Genomic DNA, 26,892 nt, shown 5'->3' with positions numbered 1-26,892 from the left:
CGCCCCGGCCGGTCCCGGTTCAGCGCCGGCGCAGCACCGCCACCGGGTAGTGGTCCAGCAGGTCGGCGAGCGGCGGGGCGGTGAGGCCGTCGACGCTCGTCGGGGCGATCTCCCGGTCGGTGAGCAGGTCGGTCCAGGCTCCGGGACCCGAGGGGAGCGGCAGCACCGTGTCGGCCCACCCCCCGGCGTCGTCGAGCGTCAACGGCAGCCGGGTGGCGACCACCGCCAGGTCCGGGTGGGCGGCGCCCCGTGAGGTGCGGGCGAAGGCCAGGGCGTGCCGGGCTGCCGGGCCCGAGGCCTCCAGCGGCAGGTACCCGCGCGGGTCCAGGTCGCGGCGGGCGCGCAGGCAGGTGCGCACCAGATGCAGTTTGGCGGCGCCGGTGTCGTCGATCGGCGGACGCCACCCCGACTCCAGGCGTTCGAGGATCTCCTCGCGCAGCGCGTGGTCCACCGGGCGGCGGTTGTCGGGGTCGACCAGGGACAGGTCCCACAGTTCGGTGCCCTGGTAGACGTCGGGCACGCCCGGTCCGAGCAGCTGCGCCGCCTTCTGGCCCAGCGCGTTGGACCACCCGGCCTCCCGGATCGAGCCCACCACCGACAGCACCTCGCCGAGCAGGGCCCGGTCCCCCAGCACCCGGCCCGGCCAGGCGCGGACGCGGTCCTCGAAGTCGGGCTCCGGGGCGATCCAGGAGGTGCCCAGCCGGGCCTCGCGGGCCGCTTTGAGCAGGTAGTCGCCGAGCCGGTCGGCGTCGATGGGCCAGGCACCCACCAGGGTCTGCCAGCCCAGCAGGTTCAGTGACGGCTCGGGCAGGGCGCACCGGTCGGTCCAGCGCCGCACCGCCTCGGTGAACCCCTCGGCCACCTCCGACAGCGCGGCCAGACGGGCGCGCACGTCCTCGGAGCGTTTGGTGTCGTGGGTGGACAGCGCCGTCATGGTGTGCGGGGTGTGCGCCTCGCGCAGGGCGGCGTCGGTGTGGAACTCCTCCGGGGCGACCGCGAAGTCGGCCGGGTCCCCGCCCACCTCGTTGAGCGCGACGAACCGGGTGGCCCGGTAGAACGCGGTGTTCTCGGTGCCCATCGCCACGACCATGCCGCTGGTCTGCTGGAGGCGTCGGGCGAGTTCGCCGCGCGGGTGGGCGCGGACACGGTCGTCGATGACCTCCAGATGCGTTTCCAGGTCCGGGCGTCGGTGCGTCGCCGTCTCCACCGCCCGTGTCCAGGCGGCCTCCCCCTCGGGCAGGTAGGAGCGGTACACGTCGAAGGCGCACAGCAGTTCGGCGACCGCGTCGCGGCGTCGTTCCCAGGCGACCGCGTCCAGGGTCCGGCCGTCGCGGGGGGGCCGGGGCGGCACCAGGGCGCAGATCCGCCGCACCTCGGCCGCCAGCAGGTCGGTGGCCGCCGCGTGGCGCGCGTGGGCGTCCACCGTGGCGACGTCCACCTCCACCCCCTGGTCGGCGGCCAGGGTGGTGAGGTCGGCCTCGCCCGACGGGGAGGTGAACACCCCGCCCGTCACCCGCAGCGCGTCGTAGCCGGTGGTCCCCGCGACCGGCCACGATCGGGGGAGTTCCTCTCCGGGCGCCAGGATCTTCTCCACCACGATCCAGCCGGGGAACCGGGCGGCCAGGGTGCGCAGGTACCCGCCCGGGTCGGTCAGCCCGTCCACGTGGTCGATCCGCAGGCCGTCGACGCGGCCCAGGTCGGCCTGGCGCAGGATCTCGGCGTGCACCGCCTCGAACACGCCCGGGTCCTCCACCCGGACCGCGGCCAGTTCGCTGACGTCGAAGAACCGCCGGTAGGTGAGTTCGGAGTCGCCGCGCCGCCAGGACACCAGGCGGTAGTGCTGGCGCTCGTGCACGGTCGCGACGTCCTCGCCCGGGGTGTGCGTGCCCGGGGCGATGGGGTAGTGCTTGTCGTGGTAGGCGATGGAGCCGTCCACGATCCGCAGGTCGGCCAGGGCGGCCCGCCCTCCGTCGCCGTCGTCGCCCAGCACCGGGATCGGTATCGGCCCGGTGTCGAAGTCGATGTCGAAGCACCGCGCGTAGGCCGACGCCCGGCCGCGCTCCAGCACGTCCCACCACCAGGGGTTGGCGTCGGGCCTGGCCACCGACATGTGGTTGGGGACGATGTCCACGACCACGGCCATCCCGGCCTCGTGGGCCTTGGCGGCCAGTGCCGCGAAGGCCTCCTCGCCGCCCAGTTCGGCGGAGATCCGTGTGGGATCGACCACGTCGTACCCGTGGTCGGAGCCCGGGGCGGCCTGGAGGATGGGTGACAGGTACAGCGCGCCCACACCGGTGCGCGCCAGTCGGTCCACCGTCCCCACCGCGTCGACCAGGGTGAACCCGGGGCGCAGTTGCAGGCGGTAGGTTGACGTCACGGGAACGGCGGCGGAGATGTCATACGTGCTCATCACGCCTGTACCCGTGCCCGCCGCGCCCGCGTGTCATGCACGCGGATCCGCCGTGTCCGGCCCCGAACGGGGCCGTCAGGGGCCGGTGCGGGTCGGTGCGGGCGTGATGGTTAAATTCTTCGGCGGTGTTCCATCACCGGCCACAACGCGCCCACGACGGGCGACGCGTCGGTGACCACTGGGGCTCACCGACACCGACGAAAGGGTGAGAAGCAAGCCGTGCTCCCGTCCAACAAGCGCAACCGGACCCACGCCGCCGCCGGTGCCGTCCTCGCCGGGCTGCTCCTGGCGACCACCGCGTGCGGCAGCGACGACGCCGTCCGCGACAGCGCCGCTCCGGCCGTCCCCGACGACCTGGAGTGCTTCTCCGGCAGTATCTCCGGGGCCGGGTCCAGCGCCCAGGAGAACGCGATGACGACCTGGATCGCCGGATACCAGTCGGCCTGCGACGACGCCCGCGTCTACTACGACTCCATCGGTTCGGGGGGAGGCCGCAACCAGTTCATCGACGGCGCGGTCACCTTCGCCGGCACCGACGCCGCCGTGGGCCCGGAGGAGAACGAGGACGCCCGCGCGCGCTGCGACGGCTCCGACACCATCAACCTGCCGGCCTACGTGGTGGCCATCGCGGTGGTGTTCAACCTGGAGGGCATCGACTCCCTCGATCTGCGCCCCGACACCATCGCGAGGATCTTCGACCAGGAGATCACCCGGTGGGACGACCCGGAGATCGCCGAGACCAACCCCGACGTCGAACTGCCCGACCTGGAGATCACCCCCGTCAACCGGGCCGACGACTCCGGCACCACCGAGAACTTCACCCGGTACCTGGAGGAGGCCGCGAGCGAGGCCTGGCCGCACGAGGCCGACGGGCAGTGGCCGATCACCCCGCGCGAGTCCGCGCAGGGCAACAGCGGCATCGCCGACACCGTCAAGCGCGCCGAGGGTTCCATCGGCTACGTGGAGATGTCCCACGTGCACGACATGTCCACCGTCGCCGTGGGCGTGGGCGGGACGTTCGTGGAGATCTCCCCCGAGGCCGCGGCCCAGGTGGTGGCCGACTCCCCGCGCAGCGAGGACGCCAGCGGCGAGTACGACCTGGCCCTGGACCTGGACTACGGCACCACCGCCGAGGGCGCCTACCCGCTGGTCCTGGTCAGCTACGAGTCGGTGTGCCTGGACTACCCCGACGACAAGGAGGCCGAGCGGCTCAAGGGCTTCCTGCGGTACCTGGTGAGCGAGGAGGGCCAGCAGGCCGTCTCGGAGGAGACCGGCTCCACCCCGGTCAACGACACCCTGCGCGAGCAGTTGCTGGCGTCCATCGACGCCGTCTCCTGACCCGGGCGCGGTCGAGGGCGCGTCGCCGGTGCGGCGCGCCCGTTCTCCGCACCGCATCGGGTACCTTACGTACTGGCAACGTCGCAACGGGTGAGGACCTTGAGGTCGGCGCGCCTTCGGAGGGGTCCGCCCGCCTCCGGGTCGGTGTCTTCCCCCATCTGCCCGCCGCGGTCGGACCCCCGAGACCTACCGGTGCCGCCACCGTCGCGTCAGCGTCCTCCACCGGTCACACCACCGGGCGACCGTTCCCCGCCCCCCGTTCGCCGGGTCCTCGTCCTCCCGTTCCGCGAGATCGGCGGCGGGCACCGCCTTCACCGTCACCCGCGCCCGGATCGGCGGCCCGGCCGGTTCGGACCCACTGCGCGGCGGCGGTGGCACCGAGCGGTACAGCGACAGGTCGGTGAGCGTCTCCTCCCCCGCGTGGATCCGGTAGCGGCCGTGCAGTTCGGCCACCACGTTCCCCAGGTCCTCGCCCTCGTCGCACACCCGCATCGCCCGGGCCAGGGCCCGGGTCCGCCACAGCCGCACACCCGCGTCCCGGGTCGGCGAGGCCGCCGGGAACAGCTCGGTGAGCCCCGCCCGGGAGCGCTCGGCGCCGGCGAGCAGGCGCGACAGGGCCACCTGGCCCAGCCCCCACGCCACCGGGACGTGCAGCAGGAACGGTGAGGGGAACCCGGTGCGCGGCGCCCGAGAGGCGAAGGAGATCCGGGGTTCGCGCAGGTAGTTGGCTTGGATGAGGCGCAGGTCCAGGTGTGGGCCGCCCGGTCCGCCCGAACGGCCGCCCGCGCCCTCCCAGTCGGCGACCAGGGTCAGCGTCAGATCGGTCTCGGCGCTGTCCAGCAGCCGGTCCGCGCATCCGCGGACCAGGTCGTAGGGCGCCCCCGACACGTCGACGACGGCGTGCACCAGCGGTACGCGCCGACGGTGGGCCGGGACCCGTTCGCGGTAGGCGTGCGGGTGGGGCATGACCTCGGCCAGGACCTCGGTGCGGAACCGTTGGGACGGGATCCGGGTGCGGGCGGTGCCGGCCGGCCCCACGTGCCAGGCCGTGGCGGCGGGTTCGGGCACCATGACCGCGCCGGCCTGCCACAACCGGTAGCCGAACTCGGTGTCCTGCCCCAGGTCCAGGTCGGGGTCCACGCCCCCGGCCGCTTCGTACAGGCTGCGCCGCACCGCGGCCGCCGCTCCCACGTAGGCGTGGAATCCCAGGTGGTCGGCGTCGCGCAGGTCGTCGCTGTCGGCCAGGACGCGTTCGATCCACTCGTGGCGGCGGCCGTGGTCGGGCTCCTCGCGCAGGGTGCCGGCCCGCACCCGGGCGAGGACCTCGGCGGGGCTCTCGGGGACGGCCTCGGCGAAGCGGACCCGCCCCAGGGTGACGGCCTCGGCGTGCACGTGGTGCCACCGGGCCTGGGCCTCGACGAACTCGCGGTCCACGATCATGTCGGCGTCCAGCCACACCAGGATGTCGCCGGTGCCGGCGTGCGCGCCGTAGGCGCGGGCGTAGCCGGCGCCCCAGACGCCCTCGGGGGTGGACAGGATCCGACAGCGCCGGGGCCGCAGGGCGGGCAGGCGCAGGGGCGGGGAGGAGTGGTCGTCGACGACCAGGACCTCCATCAGGTGCTCGGGGTAGGTCTGGCCGGCGAGCGCCGCCAGGGTCAGGTCGAGCCGGGCCTGTCCGCCGCGCGCCGGGATGACGACGCTGACGCTCAGGTCGGGGGTCCATCCGCCGATGTCGGGGGGCGTCAGCGCACTCCAGTCGTTGCGGAAGACACGGGTGAGGACCCGCTCGACCCGCCCGCGGTGCGAAACCCCGTCGACATGAGACCCTACGTGTTTATTCAGTGACACAGAGTCACTATAGCCCTGTTTCGCGGCATCGTGGGGAGCCTTGCCCCGGTGTCCCCGGACCCTCCCGTCCTCCCCGGACACGCATCACACGCGCGAAGGCGCCCCGCGGCACGGGCCGTGGGGCGCCCCGGACCCGCGGAACACGGGACCGGGAACGCCGCCGGGCCCGCGCCATCGCGATCCCCAGGGCCGCCAGGCCGATCACCGAAGCGGTCATCACCCACCACACCGACGGGCCCACCGGCGACGACGGCACCCACAGGAGCGGCGGGGCGACCACGAGGCCGGCGCAGACCCGGGTCGGCAGTCGTCCCATGGGCGGGGAACACGCCCCCGGTCAGCCGACGCGGACGGCGGCCGTGAAGACACCGTCCCAGTACGCGGCCAGGGACACCTCCTCCAACGGCTTGGACGGGTTGGAGCCGTGGATCATCATCCCGTTGCCGGAGTAGATCCCCACGTGGCTGGGCGCCGACTCGCTGTAGAAGAACAGCAGGTCGCCGGGCTGCACCTGGTCGCGGGAGACGCGCGTGCCGGCGTTCACCTGGTCGTAGGTGGTCCGCGGCAGGCTCACGCCGGCCTGACGCCAGGCGGCCTGGACCAGGCCCGAGCAGTCGTACCCGTTCGGTCCGGTGCCGCCCCACACGTACGGCTTGCCGATCTGGGCGCGGGCGAAGTCGAGCACCGCCTGCACGTCGCCGGAGGCGGCCACCGCGGCGGTGCCGCCGGAGTCGGCGGTCCCCACCGAGGTCGGGTCCACACCGCCCAGGCTCTCCAGCACCTCGGCCTGCTCGTCCAGGGCCTCCTCGCCCCGGTCCTGGGCGGCCTCGGCCGACTCCAGCGCCTCGGCGGCGTCCTCCTCGACCTCGGCGGCCTCGTCGTGCAGCCTCTCGCTGCTCTCGACCTCTTCGATGTAACCGGCCAGCACGTCCTGCTGCCCTTCGGAGAGGTGGTCCAGGTCGGCCACGTTCTGGAGCGCGCTGTCCGGCGCACCCCCGAACAGGACCGTGAAGGTGCTGTAGGGCGAATCGGTGTAGGCGACCCGGGCGATCCCGGCCACTTTGCCCGCCATCGCGTCCAGCTCCTCCTGCGCCTCGGTGAGCCGGTCCTCGATGTCGTCGAGTTCGGCCTGCGCCGCCTCGTGGTCCTCCTGCGCCTGGTTGTAGGTCTCGTTCAGCTCCGACAGCTCCTCCTGGAGCCGCTCGTACCGCTCACGGGCCTGCTCCTGCGTCGGCTCCGCCGTGGCGATGCCCGAGGAGAGCAGGACCGCGCCCAGCGCCGCGAAGCCCGCCGTCGCGAAACGACGGCGCGCGCCACCGGATTCAGGGTTGCGAGTCAAGGGACCGACTGCCTTCCTCCCACACCCGCCTACCGGCGCAGGGCATCCCGAGGACACGCCCGGTGGGGGCGCGCAGGGGATGCGGGAGCGAGGGGGTCCCGACGGACGACGCGGGGGACCGCGGGTGTCGGGCGTTCTGCGGCGGCCTCCGCTCCTGGGAAAAGGACTCTGGAGCGAGCGGAGCGCGGCGGCACCGGGTGCCGTCGCCTGGTGGCGACTCACGGGGGCGACCCGGTCTGAGGGAACAGTAATCCACCCCCCGGACCGGACGCGACCCTTTCGTTACTTTTCCTTGGGCAACCTTCCCACCTGCGAGGTTGCTTCGGAGACGCGGGAAAGCCCACCGATGGGCGGAAACGACCCCTTTTCATGCCCGACGAAAGAGCCCCAAAACAAGGTCAAAACCGCCGAAAATGTGATGTGCGTCATGTGAACGAAAGGAAGGGGGCGGGGATCCCCCGCCCCCGCCCTCCGTCACAGGTACCGCGACCACCAGTCGAGGATCGCCTCGAACCGCGCCACCCGGTGGCTCGGCAGCCCCGACCGCGACAGCTCGTGCCCCTCACCCGGGAAGAGGAGCATCTCCGTCTCGGCGCCGCGCGCCTTCAACGCCACGAACAGGCGCTGCGCCTGCTCCACCGGGCACCGCCAGTCCTCCTCCGAGTGGATGATGAACACCGGGATGTCGATCCGGTCCGCGTAGGTGAGCGGGCTCTGCTCCACCCAGGTCTCCGCCGGCCCGTACAACGGCTCGGGGAACAGCGAACCGATGTCGGACGACCCGCGGAAACTGTCGATCGCGTTCACCGCGCGCTCGCTCACGGCGGCCCGGAAACGGTCGCCGTGGTGGGCCGACATCCACGTCGTCATGAACCCGCCGTGCGAGCCGCCCATCACTCCCACCCGGGACGCGTCCAGACGCTCGTCCTTGAGCGCCTCGTCCAGGAACGCCAGCAGGTCGCGCGCGCTGATCTCGCCCACCGCGCCGATGATCGCCCGCCCGTGCTCCTGGCCGTAGCCGGAGGAGCCGCGCGGGTTGCACATCACCACGGCGTACCCGGCGGCCGTGTAGACCTGGGTCTCGTCGAAGAGCTGGTGCCCGTAGGGCGCGAAGGGACCACCGTGGATCATCAACAGCACCGGGTGCGGCCCCTCGCCCTCGGGGACCGCCACCCAGCCGTGGACCGGGTACCCGTCCTCGGCGTGCGCGACCAGTTCCGTCATCGGCAGCGGGTCGAGGCCCTCCGCGAACGACGTCAACGGTCGGGCCCCCGACTCCGAGACCACCACCAGCTCACCGCTGCCGCGACCGTCGGAGACCACCGCCACGGTGGTCCCGCCCGCGGCGTCGAACGACTGCACCTGCGCCTTGTCGGCGAGCACCTCACGGAGCCCACCGCCCTCGAAGGGCACCAGGAGCAGGTCCACCGCGCCGCGCCGCTCCGCCAGGACCAGCAGGCCCTCCGACGTCACCTCGGGTCCGCCGGACAGGCGCGGGTCCTCCTCCGGGGTGAGCCGCCTCGGCGCCGCCGACCCGTCGGCGGGCACCGACCAGGCCGCCGTGGTCCGCCCCACGAAGTCCGTGAGGTCCTCGCCCAGGCGGTCACCGAGGAAGAACACGGTCGACCCGTCCGCGGAGTACCTCGGCGCGCCGGCGCCCAGGGTCCCGTCCGTGACCCGACGCGGCGTCGCGCCCTCCTCCGGGGCCGCCGCCCACAGGTCCACGACCAGGTCGACGTCCCGATCCTCGTGGCGGGCCGCCGCGAAGACCAGCTCACCGCCGTCCGGGCTCCAGGCCACGTCGGAGTGGTCGAAGTCGCCCTCGGTGACCCGCACCGGCTCGCCCGCCTCCCGGGCGGGGTCGATCGGCGCGGACACGAACACGTGCGAACGCCGGTCGCCGAAGAAGCCGAGGCCGTCCAACCGGTACTTGAACGAGGTGATCCGGCGCGGCGGCTCCTTGCCCGGCTCCACGTCCACGTACCGGCCCGGCTCGGGGACGCGGGCCGTGTACGCCACCCGGGTCGAGTCCGGGCTCCACACGGGGACCCCGGCGCCCAGCGGGTGCGCCGTGATCCTCCACGCCTCACCGCCCCGGGCGGGCAGGACGTGGATCTGCGGGCGCTCGTCCCCGTCCGGTCGCAGGAACGCGATCCACCGGCCGTCGGGGGAGAAGACCGGGGCCCGGTCCCGGTCGCCCCGGGTCAACCGGGTCGGCGCCTCCGAGCCGTCGGTGGGCACCGACCAGAGGGACCCGAGGTAGGCGTCCTCGTCCAGGTCCGGACGGACCAGCGAGAAGACCGCGCGGGTGCCGTCCGGCGCCAGGGTCGGCGCGCCGACGGTGTGCAGATGAACGATGTCAGTGGGTTTCATACGGTCACGGCGCTCCCGGCACGGGGGCACGAGAGCGCCCTCTCCTTGTTCGTTCGGCGGCGGACCCGCCGTCCGGGCCCACCGCGTACCGGGCACGACCGTGGGGTGCGGTCGGCCTGTCCGCCAGGGGACGGCCCCGATCCGGGCACCGGTCCCCCACGGACACTATCGGCGCCGCCCCGGGAAGATCCAGGGAGTTTCGAACACCGATCCGCCCGCACCCCGGCGCTCACAGCGAACCGTCGGTCTCCAGGTCGGTGCACACCCACGCCCCGCCCCGGCGGCGGGCCCCGAACGCGAACACCCGGGAGCGCAGATCGCAGGCGATCACGGCGCCGGCCTCCAACCGATCCCCCGACCGCTGGTGGAAGACCCGTTCCAGGCGGGGCGCCGACCGGCACGGCAGCGCGCCCCGCAGACGGCGCAGTTCCTCGCGCACGGCCGGGCTCGACCGGTCGCGCAGCGCCTCCGGGGCGCGCCGCCCCACCAGGACCTCGGCCATCTGCTGCGCCAGCAGGCGTACCTCGCCCGGGGTCCGGTGCCCCTCCAACACAGCACGGCAGCGGCCGGGGAGGGGACGGCGCACCGGGGTCCGGCCCGGCGTGATCATCGGCCGGTACGGGTCGGCGGCACGGCCCCGGCGGGCGTGCGGGGCGACCGTGCCCGCGCAGACCGGGCGGGGGCACTGGTGACGGTCGGGAGAGTGGGACATGAACGTTTCCCTTCCACATGGACGACATCCGGTCACATCCACCTACAGAGCACGCTCCTCCGGCCCATCGCCACCTGGAATACCAGGTTTCGTTTCGGCCACCGACCGATCCGCCACGAGGCACGACGTCCCGGTCAGGAGGCATACTGCCTAACGTGACTCACGCGTACCTTTCCTCCCCCGGCCCGCTGGCCCTCGCCCACCGGGGCGGCTGGCTCACCGACGACCAGGGTGTGCGCCACACCGAGCTGGAGAACACCGCCGTGGCCTTCCAGCACGCCGTCGACATGGGCTACACCCACCTGGAGACGGACGTCCACGCCACCTCCGACGGTGTGCTGATGGCGTTCCACGACGACACCCTGGACCGCACCACCGACATGAACGGCGCCATCGCCGACCTGCCCTACCGCGAGGTGGCGCGCGCCCGGGTCGGCGGTCGCGAGCCCGTCCCCCTGCTGGAGGACCTGCTCGGGTCCTGGCCGCACGCGCGGTTCAACATCGACCTGAAGTCCGACGGGGCCGTGGCACCCCTCATCGAGGTGCTGCGCCGTACCGACGCCTGGGACCGGGTCTGTGTGGGCTCCTTCGACCAGAACCGCCTCGACCGGGCCCGTCGGCTCCTCCCCCGCCCCGTCACCACCTCGTGCGGCCCCGTCGAGGTCGCCCGGTTGCGCGTGGCCTCCCTGTCGGGGCTGCTGCGCCCGTTGGCCCCCCGGGCCCCGCGGTGCGCGCAGATCCCCCTCTGGCAGGGTTCCTTCCCCGTGTTGAGCCGCGACCTGATCCACACCGCCCACCGGCTCGGCGTCCAGGTCCACGTGTGGACCGTCAACGAGCCCCAGGTGATGGAACGCCTCCTGGACGCGGGGGTCGACGGGATCGTCACCGACAACATCACCGCCCTCCGGGACGTCCTGGTCCGCCGTGGCCGATGGACCGGCGACACCGCCACCGCGCACCGCAACCGATAGGAAACCCCCACCATGACCGAAGCCTCGGAGGCCACCGCGCACTCCGGCCCCTCCCCCGACCCGACACAGCGCAGACGTGAGCAACGCGGCTGGTACCTGTACGACTGGGCGAACTCGGTGTTCATCACCTCGGTGGTCACCGTGCTCATCGGCCCCTACCTGAGCGGCCTGGCCTGCTCCTCGGTCGGAGCCGACACCGCCGAGGCCTGCCTGGACCCGGGCCTGTCCCTGGGGCTGTTCGGGCTGCACCCCAACGCGCTGTACCCGGCGCTGACGACCGCGGCGATCCTGTTGCAGATCCTGCTGCTGCCCGTGGTCGGGTCGATGGTCGACCACTCCCGGAACAAGAAGCGCTGGCTGTTCTGGTTGGCGTTCAGCGGCTCGGCGGCCACCGTCGGCCTGTACTTCGCCACCGACGGGTACCTGGTGGCGTCGGCGCTGTTCGTGCTGGCCAACCTGCTGTACGGCTTCTCCATCGTGGTGTACCACGCGTTCCTGCCGGAGATCTCCACCGCCGACGAACGCGACCGGGTGTCGGTCGCCGGCTGGGGCATCGGCTACCTGGGCGGGGCGCTGCTGCTGGTCGTGCACCTGGTGCTGGTGCTGAACGCCGACGCGCTGGGCATCGACGCCGGACACGCCGCCCGCATCGCGTTCGCCTCCTGCGGCGTGTGGTGGGTGGGCTTCACCATCCTGTCGTTGCGACCGCTGCGCAACCGGTACGGGGCGCTGGCCCTGGGCGGCCGACCCAGGGTCGGGGCGTCGCTGCGCCAGTTCGGACGCACGCTCAAGGACATGCGCAAGTACCCCAACACCATCCTGTTCCTGGTGGCGTTCATCTTCTTCAACGACGGGGTGCAGGCGGCCATCCGCTACGCCGCCCCGTTCGCCACCCAGGACCTGGGCCTGGACCAGGGCATCCTGATCACGACGATCCTCATCATCCAGTTCGTGGCCTTCGGCGGCGCCTTCGCCACCGGATGGCTGGCCCGGTACCTGGGCGCGAAGAACACCGTGCTCGCGACCCTGGTCGTCTGGGGCGGCCTGGTCGCGGCGGCGTACTTCCTGCCGGCGGGGAACGTGCCCATGTTCATCGCCCTGGGCGTGGGCATCGGCCTGGTGCTGGGCGGCACCCAGTCGCTGGCGCGGTCGCTGTTCTCCCAGCTCATCCCCAAGGGCCGGGAGGCGGAGTACTTCAGCCTCTACCAGATCTCCGACAAGGGGTCGACGTTCCTGGGGTCGCTGGCGGTGACCGTCGCGGTGTCGATGACCGGTGGTTACCGGGTGGCGGTGGTGTCGCTGATCGCCTTCTTCATCATCGGCGGCCTCCTGCTGTGGCGCACCCGCATGGAGGAGGGCATCCGCGCCGTCGGCAACGAGGTCCCCGCACGCCTCTGACCCGGTCCGTGCACCGCGAGGGCCCCGGCACGCCTTGGATCAACGCGCGCCGGGGTCCTCGCGCGTGTCAGGAGCGGTCGAAGGAGAAGGCGCTCGGACGGCCGGGGCGGGAGCGGCACTCGAACACCTGGATCGACCCCACATCGCCCGGCATCGGGCCGGTGGGGTCCACCGCGGGCGGGAACCCGTCCCGCTCCTGTTCCCCCCGGTCCTCCGACGGCGTCCACAGCCGCTCCGATCCGGGGGAGAACTCCCAGGAGGCCACGGTGAGCAGGTGCTCCATCACCTCCAGCCCGCGCACGCGGGCCACTGCGGACCCTGGACCCAGCCGGGCCACCCGCCCGGCTCGGTGCCGGACACCCGCACCGGCTCGTCCAGGCAGGTCCCCGCCTCGGCCTGGCCGAGGTTCGCGCGTGGCCCGGTGGACCCGCCCGAACCCGATCACCTCCACGCCCGGGGTGTCGGTGGGGGCCGGGATACTGGGGACGCGATGCGAACGGGGGGACGGATGCGGGTGCTGCACGGTGTGTGGGATCGGGACGCGCTGGTGGTGTGGGGTGAGGGCGAGGCCCCCGGCGGCGGGCGGGCCGGGGACCGGCCGCACCCGTTCGCGCTCGGCCACCGGGCACTGCGCGACCTGGTCCCGGTACCCGCCGGAACCGTCACCCTGGAGCTGCGACTGCCCGGGACGACCGCCGCGCCCGACCGGTCCACCGCCCCCTCCCCGGAACCGGCGGCGTTCCACACCTGGACCGTGCCCGGACTGCGGCTGGCACCGGCCGCCGCCGAGCGGTGGTGCGCCACGATGCCCCGGGACGTCGGCCCGTCACTGCGGCACCTCAAGGCGGTGCACGCCTTCGCCCGGACCCTGGTGGAGACCGGGTGCGTGCTGCCGGACCTGGTCGGTGACCCGCCCCGGGCCCGGTGGCGACCGGCGCCCATGACCTGGGCCGAGGAACACCTGGCCGCGCTGAGCGCCGCCCTGCCCGCCTCGGCCCGCGCCCACCTGCCCGACGCGGGGCCCGACACGACCGCCCGATCCTGTGTGCTGGCCCCCGTGGAACTGCTCACCGACGCCCTGGCCCGCCGGGCCGCCCGCCCCACGGGCCCCCCGGCCGAGGCCGCCTCCCCCGGGGCGCTGCTCGCGACCGCCCTCGTGGACGACGACGGCGCGATGGACCCCGAGGACGCCGCACGGTTGCGCCCCGCGTTGAGGGACTGGCGGGCGCGGGTGCGCGGCGCGGGCCGCGCCGCCCTGCTGTTCCTGCTGCGCGAACCCGAACGCGGCACCCCCTGGACCGTCGAGTTCTGGGTGCGGTCGGTGACCGACCCCGGGCTGCGACTGCCACTGGAACAGGTGTGGTCGGGCGAGGGCGCCGCCTGGCTGCCCGGCGACGTGGGCGTCACCGCCCTGGCCGACCTGCGCCGGGCCGCCCGCCACCACCCCCTGGTGGGCCGTGCCCTGGGCGACCTGGCACCCACCCGGCTGCTGTTGAACGTCGAGGACGCCCAGCGGTTCGTGGCCGAGGCCGCGCCCCGGTTGACCGCCGCCGGGTTCGGGGTGGTCCTCCCCGAGCTGCGCAAGGGCCCCGCGCTGGGCCTGCGGATGACCGCCGAACCCGCCAAGGGCAGGCGAGGCACCGGCGGGGTGGGCCCCTCCGACCTCGTCGACGTGTCCTTCGAGGCGGTGCTGCGCGGCGACCCCGAGGTCGCGGCCGACCCGCTCACCGAGGACGAACTGGCCGAACTCGCCGAACTCGCCCGCCTCAAACGCTCCCTGGTACGGGTGCGCGGCCGGTGGACGCAGATGGACCCCGAGCGGGTCCAGGCCGCCCTGGAGTGGATCGCCGAGCGGGGCCGGCGGATGCGCCCCGAGGAGGTGGTGCGCGCCGCCGTCGGAGCGGCCGGGGCCCCGCCGATACCGGTGGAGGAGGTCGTCGCGGACGGCCCCCTGGGCGCGCTGTTCGACGGGGGCGCCGCCGCCGACCGGCGGCCCATGGGCACACCCGACGGGTTCAAGGCACGGCTGCGCCCCTACCAGGACCGGGGCGCCTCCTGGCTGCGGTTCCTGGGCGACCTGGGCCTGGGGGCGGTGCTCGCCGACGACATGGGCCTGGGCAAGACCGTGCAGCTGCTGGCCCTGCTCACCGACGCGCGCGGGCGCGACGCGGGCCCCACCCTGCTGGTGTGCCCGGTGTCGCTGGTCGGCAACTGGCGTCGGGAGGCCGAACGGTTCGCCCCCGACCTGCGGGTGCACGTCCAGCACGGCCCGGACCGGCCGCACGCCAACGCCCTGGCCCGGCTGGTGGGCCACTGCGACCTGGTCGTCACCACCTACGGCGTGGTCGCCCGCGACACCGACGAACTGGCGGGCCTTCCCTGGGAACGGGTGGTGTGCGACGAGGCCCAGGCGTTGAAGAACCACGACACCCTCCAGGCGAAGGCGGTGCGCTCCCTGCCGGCGCGCACCCGGATCGCGCTCACCGGCACCCCGGTGGAGAACGACCTGGGCGAACTGTGGTCGATCATGGACTTCGCCAACCCGGGCCTGCTGGGTTCGGCGGCGTCGTTCCAGCAGGCCGTGGCCGGCGACGAGGGGCCCGACACCGCCCGGGTGCGGCGGATGACCGGCCCGTTCGTGCTGCGCCGCCTCAAGACGGACCGGTCGATCATCGCCGACCTCCCCGAGAAGGTCGAGATGCGCACCTGGTGCACGCTCACCCCCGAGCAGGCGTCGCTGTACAAGGCCGTGGTCGACGAGATGACCGAACGCCTGCGCGAGGCCGACGAACGCGAGCGCAAGGGCCTGGTGCTGGCGACCATGACCCGGCTCAAACAGGTCTGCAACCACCCCGCCCAGTTCCTCGGCGACGGGTCGGCCCTGGCGGGCCGCTCCGGGAAGCTGGACCGGCTGGAGTCGATCCTGGGCGAGGCCGCCGCCGAGGGCGACAGGGCGCTCTGCTTCACGCAGTACGCCCGGTTCGGCGACCGGTTGGCCCCCTACCTGCGCTCACGCCTGGGCGTTCCGGTGCTGTGGCTGCACGGGGGCACCCCGCGCGCGGACCGGGAGGAGATGACGCGACGGTTCCAGTCGATGGACGGCCCGGCCGTGTTCCTGCTGTCGCTGAAGGCGGCCGGTACCGGGCTGAACCTGACCGCCGCCAACCACGTGGTCCACGTGGACCGGTGGTGGAACCCGGCGGTGGAGGACCAGGCCACCGACCGGGCGTTCCGGATCGGGCAGCGGCGCGACGTGCAGGTGCGCAAGATGGTGTGCGTGGGCACCGTGGAGGAGCGGGTGGACGAGATGATCGAACGCAAGAGCGCGCTGGCCCGGGGCGCGGTGACCACGGGCGAGGAGTGGCTGGCGGGGTTGTCGGTGGAGGACCTGCGCGAGGTGGTGCGCCTGTCGCCGGAGGCCGTGGCGTGAGCTGGTCGCGGGAGGTGGCCCGGCGCCTGGGCGCCGGCTCGGGCACGGTCGAGCGGTGGTCGGTGGCCCCGGGCGAGATCACGGCGCGGGCGGGCGGACACGAGGTGAGCCTGATCCGCGCGGTGCCCACCGAGGAGGCGTGGGGTCGGGTGTGCGCGGCGCTGGCCTCCCAGGAGGTGTTCCGGGCGCGGGTGCTGGCCGGCGAACTGCCGGTGCCGGTCGGCGAGGTGTGCGCGCTGTTGGGGGTGGACCTGGTGCCCCGGGGGTGGGACGCCCTCGTGGCGACCTGCTCCTGCGACCGGTGGGACGGCGTGTGCGCGCACCTGCGGGCGGTGGCGGGGGTGTTGGGCACCGAGGCCGACCGGGATCCGTTCACGCTCACCCGGTGGGCGGGGCGGGACCGGCTCGCGCTCCGCTCACAGGTCATGGCGGAGGGTGCCATAAAAGGACCTTCGACCTCAGAGGAGACGGTGGGGGATAATGTCTCCGAGGCGAAAATCGAAGACGGTGACGATCGCTTCGAACACGCGCCGAACTCGGCGGCCGGGTTCTGGTCCGCACCGATGCCGCCCGGGCCTCCGGAGATACCCTCCGGGGCCGGGGATCGCGTCAGAACAGCCGCTCCGGGGGCCGTGGCCGACGAACTCCCCCCATTCGGACCCCTTCGAACGTGAACATCCGCCGATCGAATACGCGCTTTCGGATTTCCTCGGGAAAACGCCGGTGGGAACGGACCCGGGCGGTTACGATTCGGCTGAAGATCACGTCGCACGGCGTGGCGGATTCCCGTATCGGAAACGGGATCCGGTTCCGACGCGGACGCCGCCGCGTCGGCCGAGCACAGGAGGTCGACGATGCCGGTCCACAGCGCCGCGCCGTCCGACCGCCACCCCTTCCGCCGGGAAGGTCCTCTCTCTTCCGTGCCGCCGCCCCCGCACGCGACGACCGCACTCACACGACGAAGGAGGCAGGGGCGCCCTCTGCCCGGCGCGGGCCGCCGGGTGCCGCCCCGGACCGCTCATGGCCGATCGCTTCCCCCCCGACATCGACATGGAGACACCCAGTGTCGCCCGCATGTACGACTACCTGTTGGGCGGCAAGGACAACTTCGAGGTGGACCGGAAGGCCTGTGACGTCCTCTTGGCGCAGGTCCCCGAGTTCCTATCGCTCTCCCACCAGAACCGCGCCTTCCTGACCCGGGCCGTGGAGTACGCGGCGGCCCGGGGCATCGACCAGTTCCTCGACCTGGGCGCCGGGCTGCCCACGGCGGACAACACCCACCAGGCCGCCCAGCGCGTCCTCCCGGGCTCGCGGGTGCTGTACGTGGACAACGACCCCATCGTCATCGCCCACGGCAGGGCGCTGCTGGCGGGCGGGCAGGGGGCCGCGTTCCTCCACGCGGACTTCTCCGAGGGGGTGGAGTCGATCCTGACCTCACCGGAGGCCCACGCCCTGCTGGACGTGGACCGGCCCCTGGGCGTGATGCTGGTGTCGACGCTGCACTGCGTCCCCGACAGCGCCGACCCGTTCGGGATGGTGGCCGGGCTGATGGAACGGCTGGCCCCGGGGTCCTTCCTGATCTACTCGCACATCGTCTCCGACGACCCGGAGGCGGCCAGGTGGACCACCGACAAGATGCTGGGCTTCGGCACCCCGTGGGGGCGGGTGCGCAGCCCCCAGGAGGCCGGGGTGGTGTTCGAGGGACTGGAGCCGGTCAGCGCGTGGGCCGACGACCGTGACGAGGAACCGAGGATCGTGGACTGCGCGAGCTGGCGGCATCCGGAGATCGCGCCGCGCACCCGGCCGGGTGACCTGTCGGTGAAGTTGTGGGAGTTCTCGGGAGTGGCCGTCAAGCCTTGAGGCAAGAGCGCCGCCGGTGTCGCGGCACGGGCGGCGCTCGGCCGGGCCGTGTCTCCTGTGGACCTCCGCCGCGCTTCGGTCCCGTGCTCGGCCGCTCGAAGAACAGGCCCTACTCCCCTGCGCCGGTGGAGAAGTGCCGGGTGAGCAGGGCGTTCACCTCGTCGGGCCGCTGCCAGGACAGCAGGTGGGCGGCGTCGGTCAGGGTGACCAGACACGCTCCGGGGACACGTTCGGCGATGACGTTCGCGTGGGCTGCGGGCGGGGTCGCGGGGTCCTCGGCCCCGGCGATCACCAGAGTGGGCGTGGTGACACCGGCCAGATCCTCGCGCACGTCGTGACCGGCGACGGCCTCGCAGCAGCCCGCGTAGCCCTCCGGGGAGGTGGCGGCGATCTGGTCGCGGAGCACGGTGACGTCGTGCGGGTGCTCCGCGGCGAAGCCGGGGGTGAACCACCGGCTCACCACCGTGTCGGCGACGGCACCGGTGCCCTGGGCCCGCACCAGGGCGGCGCGCTCACGCCAGGGGCCCGCGGGTCCGGCGTGGGGGGAGGTCGCGAGCAGGGCCAGACGGTCGAGCCGGTCGGCGTGGTGGACCGCCAACCACTGGCCCACCATTCCGCCGATGGACAGGCCCGCGTAGTGGGCGCGTTCGATGCCCAGCCGGTCCAGCAGGGCGACGACGTCCCCGGCCAGGTCGGCCATGCCGTAGGGGCCGGGCGGGATCGGGGAGCCGCCGTGGCCCCGGTGGTCGAACCGGATCACCCGGAACACGGTGGACAGCGCCGCGACCTGGGGTGCCCACATCGCGGTGGTGGTGCCCAGCGAACCGCCGAGCAGCAGCGGGGGCGCGTCGGCGGGGCCGCTCTCGACATGGTGCAGATCAACGCTCATGGGCCTGCCGTTCCCTTCCGGGGCGGGTGTCCCGCCCTCGTGACGGTGGTGGTCGGGTGGGCCCATCATCCCAACCGTGCGGGGGCTCCGGGGAACCGGCGCGAGTGTGCGGTATGAGAACATCACCGGGGGCCCTGTCTCCCGCCCCGTTCTCCCGTCCGTCCCCACTTCCAGGAAGACCAGATGCCCGTCGAACCCCAGCCCGCCGGAACCGATCCGGAACGCGGCCCCCACTTCGTGCAGTCCCTGGAGCGCGGTCTGCTCGTCATCCGGGCGTTCTCCGCCGAGCATCCCTCGATGACCCTGAGCGACGTGGCCCGGGAGACGGACCTGACCCGGGCCGCGGCCCGCCGCTTCCTGCTGACCCTGGCCGATCTGGGGTACGTGCGCACGGACGGCCGCCTGTTCTCGCTCACCCCCCGGGTGCTGGAGCTGGGGTACGCCTACGTGGCGTCGGCGGGGCTGCCCGACGTCGCCCAGCCGCACCTGGAGGATCTGTCGGCCCGGGTGCGCGAGTCGGCGTCGGTGTCGGTGCTGGAGGGTGACGACGTCCTGTACGTGGCGCGGGTGGCGACCTCGCGGATCATGACGGTGGGCATCCGGGTGGGCACCCGTTTCCCGGCGGTGGCGACGTCGATGGGCCGGGTGCTGCTGGCCGACCGCGACGAGGACGAACTGGAGGCGTTCCTGGCGCGGACGCGCCTGGAACAGCTGACCCGGTTCACCGTCACCGATCCCCAGGAGCTGCGCGCCGAACTGCGCCGGGTGCGCGAGCGGGGGTACGCGATCGTCGACCAGGAGCTGGAGGAGGGGTTGCGGTCGCTGGCCGCGCCCATCCGCGACACGACGGGGAAGGTGATCGCGGCGGCCAACGTGTCGGCGCACGCCAGTCGTTCGTCGATCGAGGACGTACGCCGCGACCTGCTGCCGGCCCTGGTGGAGACGGCCTCCCGGATCGAGGCGGACCTGGCGTCGGTGTCCCGGCGCGACGCCGGCCTCTGAGGTCCTCCCCCCGGGAGGGCTCACCCCGTATCACGGTCGTGGTCGCGGCGCGCCTCGCGGCGTCCGCTGATTCCCGCGTGGCGTGCGGGCCCGTCGGGACGTCCGGCCGGGACGGTCTCAGGGGCGGCCGACACGGGTCTCCCCTCCTGCACCGGGACCCTCCTGCGCCCCGGGGTCCGTCATCCGGCGGGGTGGAGGGACCCGGGGCGTGGGCCTCGGGCGGGCGCGGTCACCCCCGGTGGCGGGCGCGGTGGCGGCGGACGGCGTCGCGGTTGCCGCAGGAGGGCGAGCAGTACCGTTGGCGACCGTTGCGGGAGAAGTCGGCGTAGACGCGGTCGCAGCCCCGGGCCGCGCAGCGGCCGAGCCGGTCCATGCCCCGGCCGGTGAGGTGCAGGGCGGTGCCGACGGAGACGAGCACGGCGATCTGGCGGTGGGCGGGCAGGTCCTCGGGACGATAGTGCAGGTGCCAGCCGTCGCCGGTGTGGTCGGTGAGGCGGGGCGCCGAGGCGAACTCGATGAGCAGGGGGTTGAGCCGCTCGGCGCGTTCGTGCGGGTCGGCGGCGTCGACGACCGCCGTCCAGCGTTCCAGGAAGGCGCGGACCCGGGCGAGGTCGTCGGGGTCGATCCCCCGTTCCAGGACGAAGCCGACGTCGGCGCAGCGCCGTGCGAGGTCCTCGACGCCCTCGACGGGCCGGTTGACGAGGTCGACGGCCAGTCCCACCGGATCCCTGCCGTAAGGGTTGATGTGCATAATGCCATTACATCAGACTGATCCCATGCGTACCGAGCACGAACACCACTGGATCACCGACTCCGCGCACACCACCAGCGAGGGCCTGGTGGCCTACCAGCACTGCGCCTGCGGCGGACGCCGCGTCACCCTCTCCCCCGCCGTCACCGTGGCCGCCACCTCCACCGACCGACGGTGAGGACGTCGACGGCACCGCTCGCGGGCCCGCCCCGCCGACCGGCCGACGTCCCGGCCGTCCTCGACGGGAATCGTCGGCCCTGGCGGGCGGCACCGCCGCACGCGCGACCGACCGGGTGTCCGTGACCGCGGGGAGCCCGGCCCCAGGTCCCGTCACGGCCTCGCCCGTCCACCCGGCCGAGGCCGGCGACCCCCTCACGGCCGACGCCGGCCCCGCGGCCCACGCCCCGGCGCGGTGGGCACGTCGCCCGGACCGGGGGCGCACCCCCTCCCGGTCGCCGGGGAGATCGCCTTCACCACCCCTGGAGCGGCCACCGGGACGGGCGAGGCCCGCCGCCACGGCCCGGACACGGTCCCTGTGGCGCCTTGCGGGTGCGCGCCGCCGCCTGAGATCCTGCCCGGAACACCGCCGGGACACGTTTCCGGTGGTCGTCGCAGACGAAAGGGACACCGTGACCGACCAGCACGACGCGGCGGGCATCGCCGCACTCTCGGGGACCCTCACCCTCGGTGGTGACCTGCCGATCCACCGGCTCGGCTTCGGGGCCATGCGGATCGTCGGAGAAGGGGTGTGGGGACCGCCCCGCGACCGTGACGAGGCGCTGGCGGTCCTGCGCAGAGCGGTCGAGCTGGGCGTCACCTTCATCGACACCGCCGACTCCTACGGACCCCAGATCAGCGAGCAGCTCATCCGGGAGGCGCTGTACCCCTATCCCGAGGACCTGGTCATCGGCACCAAGGCCGGTTTCCTGCGCACCGGCCCGGGGGTGTGGCACCGGCTGGGGCGCCCCGAGTACCTGCGCCAGCAGGTGGAGTTGAGCCTGCGCAACCTGGGCGTGGAGCGCGTGGACCTGTTCCAGCTGCACCGCATCGACCCCGAGGTGCCGCTGGCCGACCAGCTCGGCGCCCTGGCCGACCTGCGCGCCGAGGGCAAGATCCGCCACATCGGGCTGAGCGAGGTGACCGTGGACGAGTTGTCCGCGGCCCGGGCCATCACCCCGATCGCGTCGGTGCAGAACCAGTACGCGCCCTCGTTCCGGGAGTCGGAGGACGTGCTGGAGCAGTGCGAGAAGGACGGGATCGCGTTCCTGCCCTGGGCCCCGGTGGACCGGGGCGCGCTGGCCGGTCCGGACTCCCCGCTGAGGGCGCTGGCCGCCGAGCACGAGGTCACCCCGGTGCAGTTGGCGTTGGCGTGGCTGCTGCACCGGTCGCCGGTGATGGTGCCGATCCCGGGCACGTCACGGGTGGCGCACCTGGAGGAGAACACGGCGGCCGCCGCGCTCCGGTTGTCCGAGGAGGAGACCGAGCGCATCGACGGCTTCCTGAGCTGAGGCGCGTCCCGGACCGGGGCCCGTCGGAGCGCGCCTCCGGCGGGCCGCGCCGGACGCGCGGTCAGCTCGGGCGCAGCCGGAAGACCTGGAGGCGCATGTCGTAGTACTTCTCCGTCTCGCCGACCCATTCCATGCCCAGTCGGCGGGCCACCGCGATGGCGCGCCGGTTGTGGGGGCGGGCCACCGCGAAGAGCTCTTCGATGCCCTGCCCGAAGGCCCAGTCGATGACGGCGCGGCTGGCCTCGGTGGCATAGCCCTCACCCCAGACGTCGGGGCGCAGCGCCCAGGTGAGCTCGAAGTCCTCCTCGTAGGGCGGCAGGAGTTTCAGGGACAGGCCGCCCACCAGTTCGTCGTCGTCCTTGCGGACGATCGCCCAGCGTCCGGCGGGCGGGATGAGGTTGGGACCCGCCTCGATCCAGGCGTGCAGGACCGAGCGCATCGCGTCCGCGTCGTTCACCGGTTGCCATTCCGGCGTCAGCCAGTGCGCCACCTCGTCCGCCCCGTAGATCCCCAGGGCGGCCTCGGCGTCGTCCAGCTCCCACTCCCTGATGTGCAGTCGGTCGGTCGGCAGCTCAAGGCTCATAACACAACGGTAGCGGCAGCGCGAGCACCGGGACAGGGGAGCAAGGGCAAGAGTCGGCATCCGTTCCGGGAACGGCGTTCCGGCCCGATCGGGTGTCCGGGTACCCGAACACGCCCCAAACGAGCGGAAACGGTTGGTCATCCCCCCTTTACCCAGGGTCGCCGCGTCCCTTATCGTGGAACCCCCGGCGTGGGAGCGCTCCCAATCTTGGGGGCGCCGCGGACCGACTCCCCCGCGACCCGACCGGGGAACCGCCCGGGCCCCGGCCGTGGGGGACGGACCCGGGCCTCCCGGGGCGCCGATCCGTTCGGCGCCCCGGGATCACCCCGCCCAGACGTCCTCGGTGTAACGCCCGTCGGCGATGAGGCCCTCCAGCCACGCGCCGGCCGTCTCCTCATCGCATCCGAGGGCCTCCCGGCGCAGTCGGACGAACGCCGCGCGCACCCCGGGCGCCATGGCCCGGCCGTCACCGCACACGAACACGCGCCCGCCCGCCCCCAGCAGTTCCAGGACCTCGTCCGCCTCGGCGAGGATCCGGTCCTGGACGAACCGCGCCCCCGCCACCGGGGCCGCCGAGAACGTCGGTCGCAGCGTCACCGCGCCGGCCGCCGCGGCCTCCTCCAGCTCCTCCCGGTAGAGGTGGTCGACGTCGGGGTGATCGCAACCGAAGTACAGCAGGGCCCGGCCGCCCCTCCCGTGGTGTCGGCGCGCGGCCACGGCGCCCCGGAAGGGCGCCAGACCGGTCCCGGCGGCGATCATGATCACCGGGACGTCGGGGTCGAGCGGCACCCGGAAGGCGTCGGCGGCGGGAAGGACCCGGGCGCGCACCTCCTCGCCCTCCGTCGAGCCGGCCATGAAGTGCGAGGCGGTGCCCCGGTACTCGCCCCGCCCCGAGCGGTGCGGGGCGGTGAGTGGGGAGATCATCAGGTCCACCGTGTCGGGATCGGTCTCGGCGGCCGAGGAGATCGAGTAATGACGTGGGGTCAGGGCCGGGAGCACGCCCAGGTAGTGCTCGAAGGGCAGGTCGCAGGCCGGGTGCTCCTCAAGCAGGTCCAGGACGCTGCGGCCGGCGAGCCGGTCGGCGAACGCCTCCGCGTCGGCGAGGTCGCCCAGGGCGCGCGCGGTGAACGGGCAGGGGGTGTGGCCGACCAGGGTCCGCACCTGATCGCGGGTGGCGGGCGCCTGGAGTTCGACGACCTCGGCGAGCAGCGCGCCGAGGGCGAGGGGGCGGTCCACCGGCAGCGGTGAACGGGTGCGCCGACGGGGCTCCAGGCGCACGGTGCGACGGGGATCCACACCCAGCCGGACGATGACCCGTTCGACCAGGTCGGGGGAGTTGCGCGGCAGGACGGCCAGGTGATCGCCGGTGCGGTAGGCCTCCCCCGCGGGCAGGGCCAGGCGCACGAGGCGTTTGGGTCGGCCCAGGGGATGGGAGGTGTCGGCGAGGTCGCCGACGGCCAGGATCCGCATGGGGCGCAGACCGTGACGGGCGGCGAGGCCGTCCAGGGCCGTGGCCGGGGCGTCGACGAGGGCGTAGGGCGGGGCGTCGGCCCCCTCCCCCGGTTCGACGGGGGCACCGGCGTCGGCGACGGGTGCGCCGTGGGCGTCGAGGAGGAGGTCCAGGACCCGGGTGGTCCAGTCGGTCACGACGGAGGCGAAGTCGCCGGAGGTGTCGGCGACGGCGCGCTCGGCCAGCCGGGTGGATCCCGCCGCGCCCAGGTGGTCGTCGAGGAGGGTGGGGATCCGCTGGTAGGTGGCCGACCAGTTGCGGTCCCCCACACCCAGGACGGCGTGGCGCAGCCCGTCCAGGTCCCCGGGGCCCAGGGTGGGCAGCCATTCCAGGAAGGCGACCGCGTCGTCGGTGGGGCGACCGTTGTAGGAGGCGGCGACGATGAGGACGGGACCGTCCGCGGGGTCGAGCGCGCCCGTGGCCTCGTCGAGGGCGCGCACCCGGGGCGCGAAGCCCGCCTCGGCGGCGTCGGCGGCCAGGTCGCGGGCGAGCCCGGCACAGGTGCCGAGGTTGGAGCCGTACAGGACCGTCAGGGCGGTGCCGGGCGCGCGCCGCACGGCGGTGCGCGGGGTCGGCGACGCGGCGACCGGACCGGCGGCGCCGGCCGCCTCGGGGAGGCGTCGGTCGGCCGGGGTGCGGCGTGCCAGGCGCAGGGTGAAGCCGTCGGGTTTGATCGTGAGGGTCTCCTTGATCCTCAACTCGTAGTCCTCGTGGTCGAGGAAGCGGTACCGGTGCACGAGCAGGCCCAGGACCAGGACGGCCTCGTGAAGGGCGAACTGGCGGCCGATGCAGGCGCGTTCGCCTCCGCCGAAGGGCTTGAACAGGTGGGCGGGGCGCTCCCGTTCGCGTTCGGGCGAGAAGCGGTCGGGGTCGAACAGTTCGACGTTGTCGCCCCAGCCGGGGCCCCGGTGCAGTCGGGGGGTGAAGATCAGCAGGCTCTCGCCCGCGGAGACGGGGTGACGGCCGCCGATGACGGTGTCCTCCAGGGGTTCGACGGCGAAGGCGGGGGCGGTGGGCCACAGCCTCAGCGCCTCGTTGAGGACCTGGCGGACGTAGCGCAGTCGGCCCACGTCGTCGTGTTCGGGATCGGGGCGGTCGGTGTCGCCCCACAGGGCGTCCACCTCGGCACGGGCGCGGGCCAGCGCCTCGGGGTGCTTGGTGAGGTGGTGCAGGGCGAAGGAGAGGGCGCCGCTGGTGGTCTCGTGTCCGGCGATGAGGAACGTGATGACCTGGTGGCGGATGTTGACGTCGTCCAGGGGGCGACCGGTGACCGGGTCGGGGGTGTGCAGCATGCGGCCGAGCAGGTCGGCGGTGGAGGTGTCGCCGGAGGCGCGGCGGGCCCGGATGACGTCGTCGACGGTCTCCTCCATGAAGGCCACGTCACGGCGGAAGGCGCGGTTGGCGGCCACGTGCAGGGGCTCGGTGCCCGGCAGGTAGGTGGCGCGTCTTTGCGCGTGGGACAGCGCGCGGCCCAGGGCGGCGATGAACGGGTGGGGGTCGGTGCGCTCGAAGGAGCCGAAGTCGAATCCGAACCCGCAGCGGCCGATGGTGTCGAAGGTCAGGCGGGTCGTGTCGGCGGAGACGTCGACGGTCGTGCCGTCGGTCGCGGCGCGGTCCCAGGCGCCGAGGAGGCCGCGGGCGACGTCGAGCATGGTGCCGTGGTAGCCGCGCATGGCGCCCAGGGAGAAGGCGGGCAGCAGGACGTCGTGGGCCTTGCGCCAGTTGGGTTCGTCGCCGTAGGCGGTGAAGAGGCCGTCGCCGGCCAGGGCGCGCAGGAACTCCAGGTCCTCGTGGACGTTCTTGCGGAACCGCGTCTGGTCGGAGAGTTCGGCGACCAGGTCGCCGCCGGTGACGATGACGAGGTTCTGGCCGGGCAGGCGCAGACGCAGGATCGGGCCCATCCTGCGGGTCAGGTCGAGGGTGGAGCGGATGAAGTCGCGCGCGCCGAGGAGATCGAGGGTGTTGCCGAGCAACGGCAGGCCCGGGGGCTCGGGGATGGGGACGGTCCGCGCGGCGGCCGTGCCCTCCGGGGTGGCCGTGGTCTCCGGAACGAACGTGCTCACGGGAGCCTCCTTCGGCTGGGTCGGTCACGCCTCCCCTGAAGGCGTGCAACCGACTTTGTCATATGACCAAGTTACACAACTATGTCAAGCGACAAAGTCATGTGCCCGCTTCGCTACCATGGGGACCATGGCCCACGTCCCCGCCGCAGAACGGCGCTCCCAGCTCATCGACGCCGCGATCGATCTGATGAAGCGCGAGGGGATGGCCGCCGGCAGCACCCGCGCCGTGGCCGCCGAACTGGGCGTGGCGCAGATGACGGTGCACTACGTGTTCGGCTCCAAGGCGGAGTTCACCCGGGCCGTGTTCGAGGAACTGGGACGTCGGGTCGTGGACCAGGTGCGCCCGGTCGCCGAGCACCCGGTCGAGGGCGGATTCGCCGAGGCGCTGGCGCACACCGTCCGCGTGCTGTGGCGGGCCAGCGTGGAGGACGACGGGGCCAACACGCTGTGGAGCGAACTGGAGACGCACGCGCTGCGCGACCCGGTACTGCGGCGGACCCACGCCGAGCACACGATGAACATGCGCGGGATCACGGCCGAGCTGTTGACCACCCTGGCCGAGCGCAGCGGCGCCGCGCTGGCGCTACCGGCGCCGACGGTGGCGCGCTTCTTCCTGGCCGCGTTCGAAGGACTGCTCTCCCAGCACCTGGCCGCCCCCGACGAGGAGGCCGAACGGCGCTGCCTGGAGCAGATCAGCGCCGCCACCGTCGCCCTCGCCCTGGGCTCCCTCCCGCTCCCCGAGCACGTCTAGGACGTGTTCGGCGGATGCCCTCGTTCGCTTCCGCGCTCGCGCCGAGTGACACGAGCCGCCTCCGGGCGGTCTCTCGCAGGACGGCGGGCGCGGGTCGGCCCGGGGCCGGCCAGCGAAGACGGCGCGGCGAGAGGAGGCCCGGAGGCCGCGAGGCGC

The 26,892-nt window shown here is 73.6% G+C and carries 20 protein-coding genes; 10 read left to right on the top strand and 10 right to left on the bottom strand.

Annotation, left to right across the window (positions count from 1 at the left end; all coding sequences use genetic code 11):
• Positions 1–19: 19 nt before the first annotated feature.
• Complete coding sequence (gene treY, locus RM479_RS17225) at positions 20–2,410, bottom strand: malto-oligosyltrehalose synthase (RefSeq protein WP_311512736.1); 2,391 nt, start codon at positions 2,408–2,410, stop codon at positions 20–22.
• A 219-nt stretch (positions 2,411–2,629) separates the two neighbouring features.
• Between treY and pstS the strand changes: the two genes are divergently transcribed.
• Entirely contained in the window at positions 2,630–3,748 is a 1,119-nt protein-coding gene (gene pstS / locus RM479_RS17220) for a phosphate ABC transporter substrate-binding protein PstS (RefSeq protein ID WP_311512735.1), read from the top strand.
• Between the two features lie 186 nt (positions 3,749–3,934).
• Here the strand turns inward: pstS and RM479_RS17215 are convergent, their stop codons facing one another.
• The 4 genes from RM479_RS17215 to RM479_RS17200 all read right to left on the bottom strand — a co-directional run bounded on the left by RM479_RS17215 (position 3,935) and on the right by RM479_RS17200 (position 10,020).
• Positions 3,935–5,596: a glycosyltransferase gene (locus RM479_RS17215; protein WP_311512734.1), complete on the bottom strand. Its 1,662-nt coding sequence runs from the start codon at positions 5,594–5,596 to the stop codon at positions 3,935–3,937.
• Between the two features lie 337 nt (positions 5,597–5,933).
• Positions 5,934–6,935 (bottom strand): C40 family peptidase, encoded by a 1,002-nt coding sequence (locus RM479_RS17210; RefSeq protein WP_311512733.1) that lies wholly within the window; start codon positions 6,933–6,935, stop codon positions 5,934–5,936.
• 474 nt (positions 6,936–7,409) lie between these two features.
• The gene (locus tag RM479_RS17205; protein WP_311512732.1) at positions 7,410–9,308 is read right to left on the bottom strand and encodes a S9 family peptidase; all 1,899 of its coding nucleotides are present in this window, start codon (positions 9,306–9,308) and stop codon (positions 7,410–7,412) included.
• A 229-nt stretch (positions 9,309–9,537) separates the two neighbouring features.
• A complete protein-coding gene (locus RM479_RS17200) occupies positions 9,538–10,020 on the bottom strand; it encodes an Rv3235 family protein (protein ID WP_311512731.1) in 483 nt (160 codons plus the stop codon).
• 155 nt (positions 10,021–10,175) lie between these two features.
• Between RM479_RS17200 and RM479_RS17195 the strand changes: the two genes are divergently transcribed.
• Entirely contained in the window at positions 10,176–10,991 is an 816-nt protein-coding gene (locus RM479_RS17195) for a glycerophosphodiester phosphodiesterase (protein WP_311512730.1), read from the top strand.
• Positions 10,992–11,003: 12 nt separating this feature from the next.
• Positions 11,004–12,389: an MFS transporter gene (locus tag RM479_RS17190; RefSeq protein WP_311512729.1), complete on the top strand. Its 1,386-nt coding sequence runs from the start codon at positions 11,004–11,006 to the stop codon at positions 12,387–12,389.
• Positions 12,390–12,456: 67 nt separating this feature from the next.
• On the opposite strand, the gene RM479_RS17185 is transcribed toward RM479_RS17190, so the two are convergent.
• The gene (locus RM479_RS17185; RefSeq protein WP_311512728.1) at positions 12,457–12,699 is read right to left on the bottom strand and encodes a hypothetical protein; all 243 of its coding nucleotides are present in this window, start codon (positions 12,697–12,699) and stop codon (positions 12,457–12,459) included.
• Between the two features lie 198 nt (positions 12,700–12,897).
• On the opposite strand from RM479_RS17185, the gene RM479_RS17180 reads away from it, so the two are divergent.
• The 3 genes from RM479_RS17180 (at position 12,898) to RM479_RS17170 (ending at position 17,679) form a co-directional block, all read left to right on the top strand.
• The gene (locus tag RM479_RS17180; RefSeq protein ID WP_311512884.1) at positions 12,898–15,819 is read left to right on the top strand and encodes a DEAD/DEAH box helicase; all 2,922 of its coding nucleotides are present in this window, start codon (positions 12,898–12,900) and stop codon (positions 15,817–15,819) included.
• Positions 15,816–16,493 (top strand): hypothetical protein, encoded by a 678-nt coding sequence (locus tag RM479_RS17175; RefSeq protein WP_311512727.1) that lies wholly within the window; start codon positions 15,816–15,818, stop codon positions 16,491–16,493. Before RM479_RS17180 ends, RM479_RS17175 begins: the two co-directional genes overlap by 4 nt.
• 346 nt (positions 16,494–16,839) lie before the next feature.
• Complete coding sequence (locus RM479_RS17170) at positions 16,840–17,679, top strand: SAM-dependent methyltransferase (protein WP_311512726.1); 840 nt, start codon at positions 16,840–16,842, stop codon at positions 17,677–17,679.
• Between the two features lie 109 nt (positions 17,680–17,788).
• Here the strand turns inward: RM479_RS17170 and pcaD are convergent, their stop codons facing one another.
• Positions 17,789–18,568 (bottom strand): 3-oxoadipate enol-lactonase, encoded by a 780-nt coding sequence (pcaD, locus tag RM479_RS17165; protein WP_311512725.1) that lies wholly within the window; start codon positions 18,566–18,568, stop codon positions 17,789–17,791.
• A gap of 183 nt (positions 18,569–18,751) precedes the next feature.
• Between pcaD and RM479_RS17160 the strand changes: the two genes are divergently transcribed.
• Positions 18,752–19,570 (top strand): IclR family transcriptional regulator domain-containing protein, encoded by an 819-nt coding sequence (locus RM479_RS17160; RefSeq protein WP_311512724.1) that lies wholly within the window; start codon positions 18,752–18,754, stop codon positions 19,568–19,570.
• Positions 19,571–19,799: 229 nt separating this feature from the next.
• Here the strand turns inward: RM479_RS17160 and RM479_RS17155 are convergent, their stop codons facing one another.
• Entirely contained in the window at positions 19,800–20,321 is a 522-nt protein-coding gene (locus RM479_RS17155; protein ID WP_311512723.1) for a CGNR zinc finger domain-containing protein, read from the bottom strand.
• Positions 20,322–20,346: 25 nt separating this feature from the next.
• On the opposite strand from RM479_RS17155, the gene RM479_RS17150 reads away from it, so the two are divergent.
• Entirely contained in the window at positions 20,347–20,499 is a 153-nt protein-coding gene (locus RM479_RS17150) for a hypothetical protein (RefSeq protein ID WP_311512722.1), read from the top strand.
• Positions 20,500–20,950: 451 nt separating this feature from the next.
• Entirely contained in the window at positions 20,951–21,829 is an 879-nt protein-coding gene (locus tag RM479_RS17145) for an aldo/keto reductase (protein ID WP_311512721.1), read from the top strand.
• A 61-nt stretch (positions 21,830–21,890) separates the two neighbouring features.
• Here the strand turns inward: RM479_RS17145 and RM479_RS17140 are convergent, their stop codons facing one another.
• Positions 21,891–22,412 (bottom strand): GNAT family N-acetyltransferase, encoded by a 522-nt coding sequence (locus RM479_RS17140; RefSeq protein ID WP_311512720.1) that lies wholly within the window; start codon positions 22,410–22,412, stop codon positions 21,891–21,893.
• 321 nt (positions 22,413–22,733) lie between these two features.
• Positions 22,734–25,985 carry a cytochrome P450 gene (locus tag RM479_RS17135; RefSeq protein WP_311512719.1) on the bottom strand — a complete coding sequence of 1,084 codons (3,252 nt, stop codon included), beginning with the start codon at positions 25,983–25,985 and terminating at the stop codon, positions 22,734–22,736.
• 127 nt (positions 25,986–26,112) lie between these two features.
• On the opposite strand from RM479_RS17135, the gene RM479_RS17130 reads away from it, so the two are divergent.
• A complete protein-coding gene (locus RM479_RS17130; protein ID WP_311512718.1) occupies positions 26,113–26,736 on the top strand; it encodes a TetR/AcrR family transcriptional regulator in 624 nt (207 codons plus the stop codon).
• Positions 26,737–26,892: the final 156 nt, after the last annotated feature.

Source organism: Nocardiopsis lambiniae, assembly GCF_031845465.1.
GTDB classification, from domain to species: Bacteria; Actinomycetota; Actinomycetes; order Streptosporangiales; family Streptosporangiaceae; genus Nocardiopsis; species Nocardiopsis lambiniae.
Note: the sequence above shows the minus strand (reverse complement) of the source record. Positions and strands in the feature narration are given on the sequence as shown.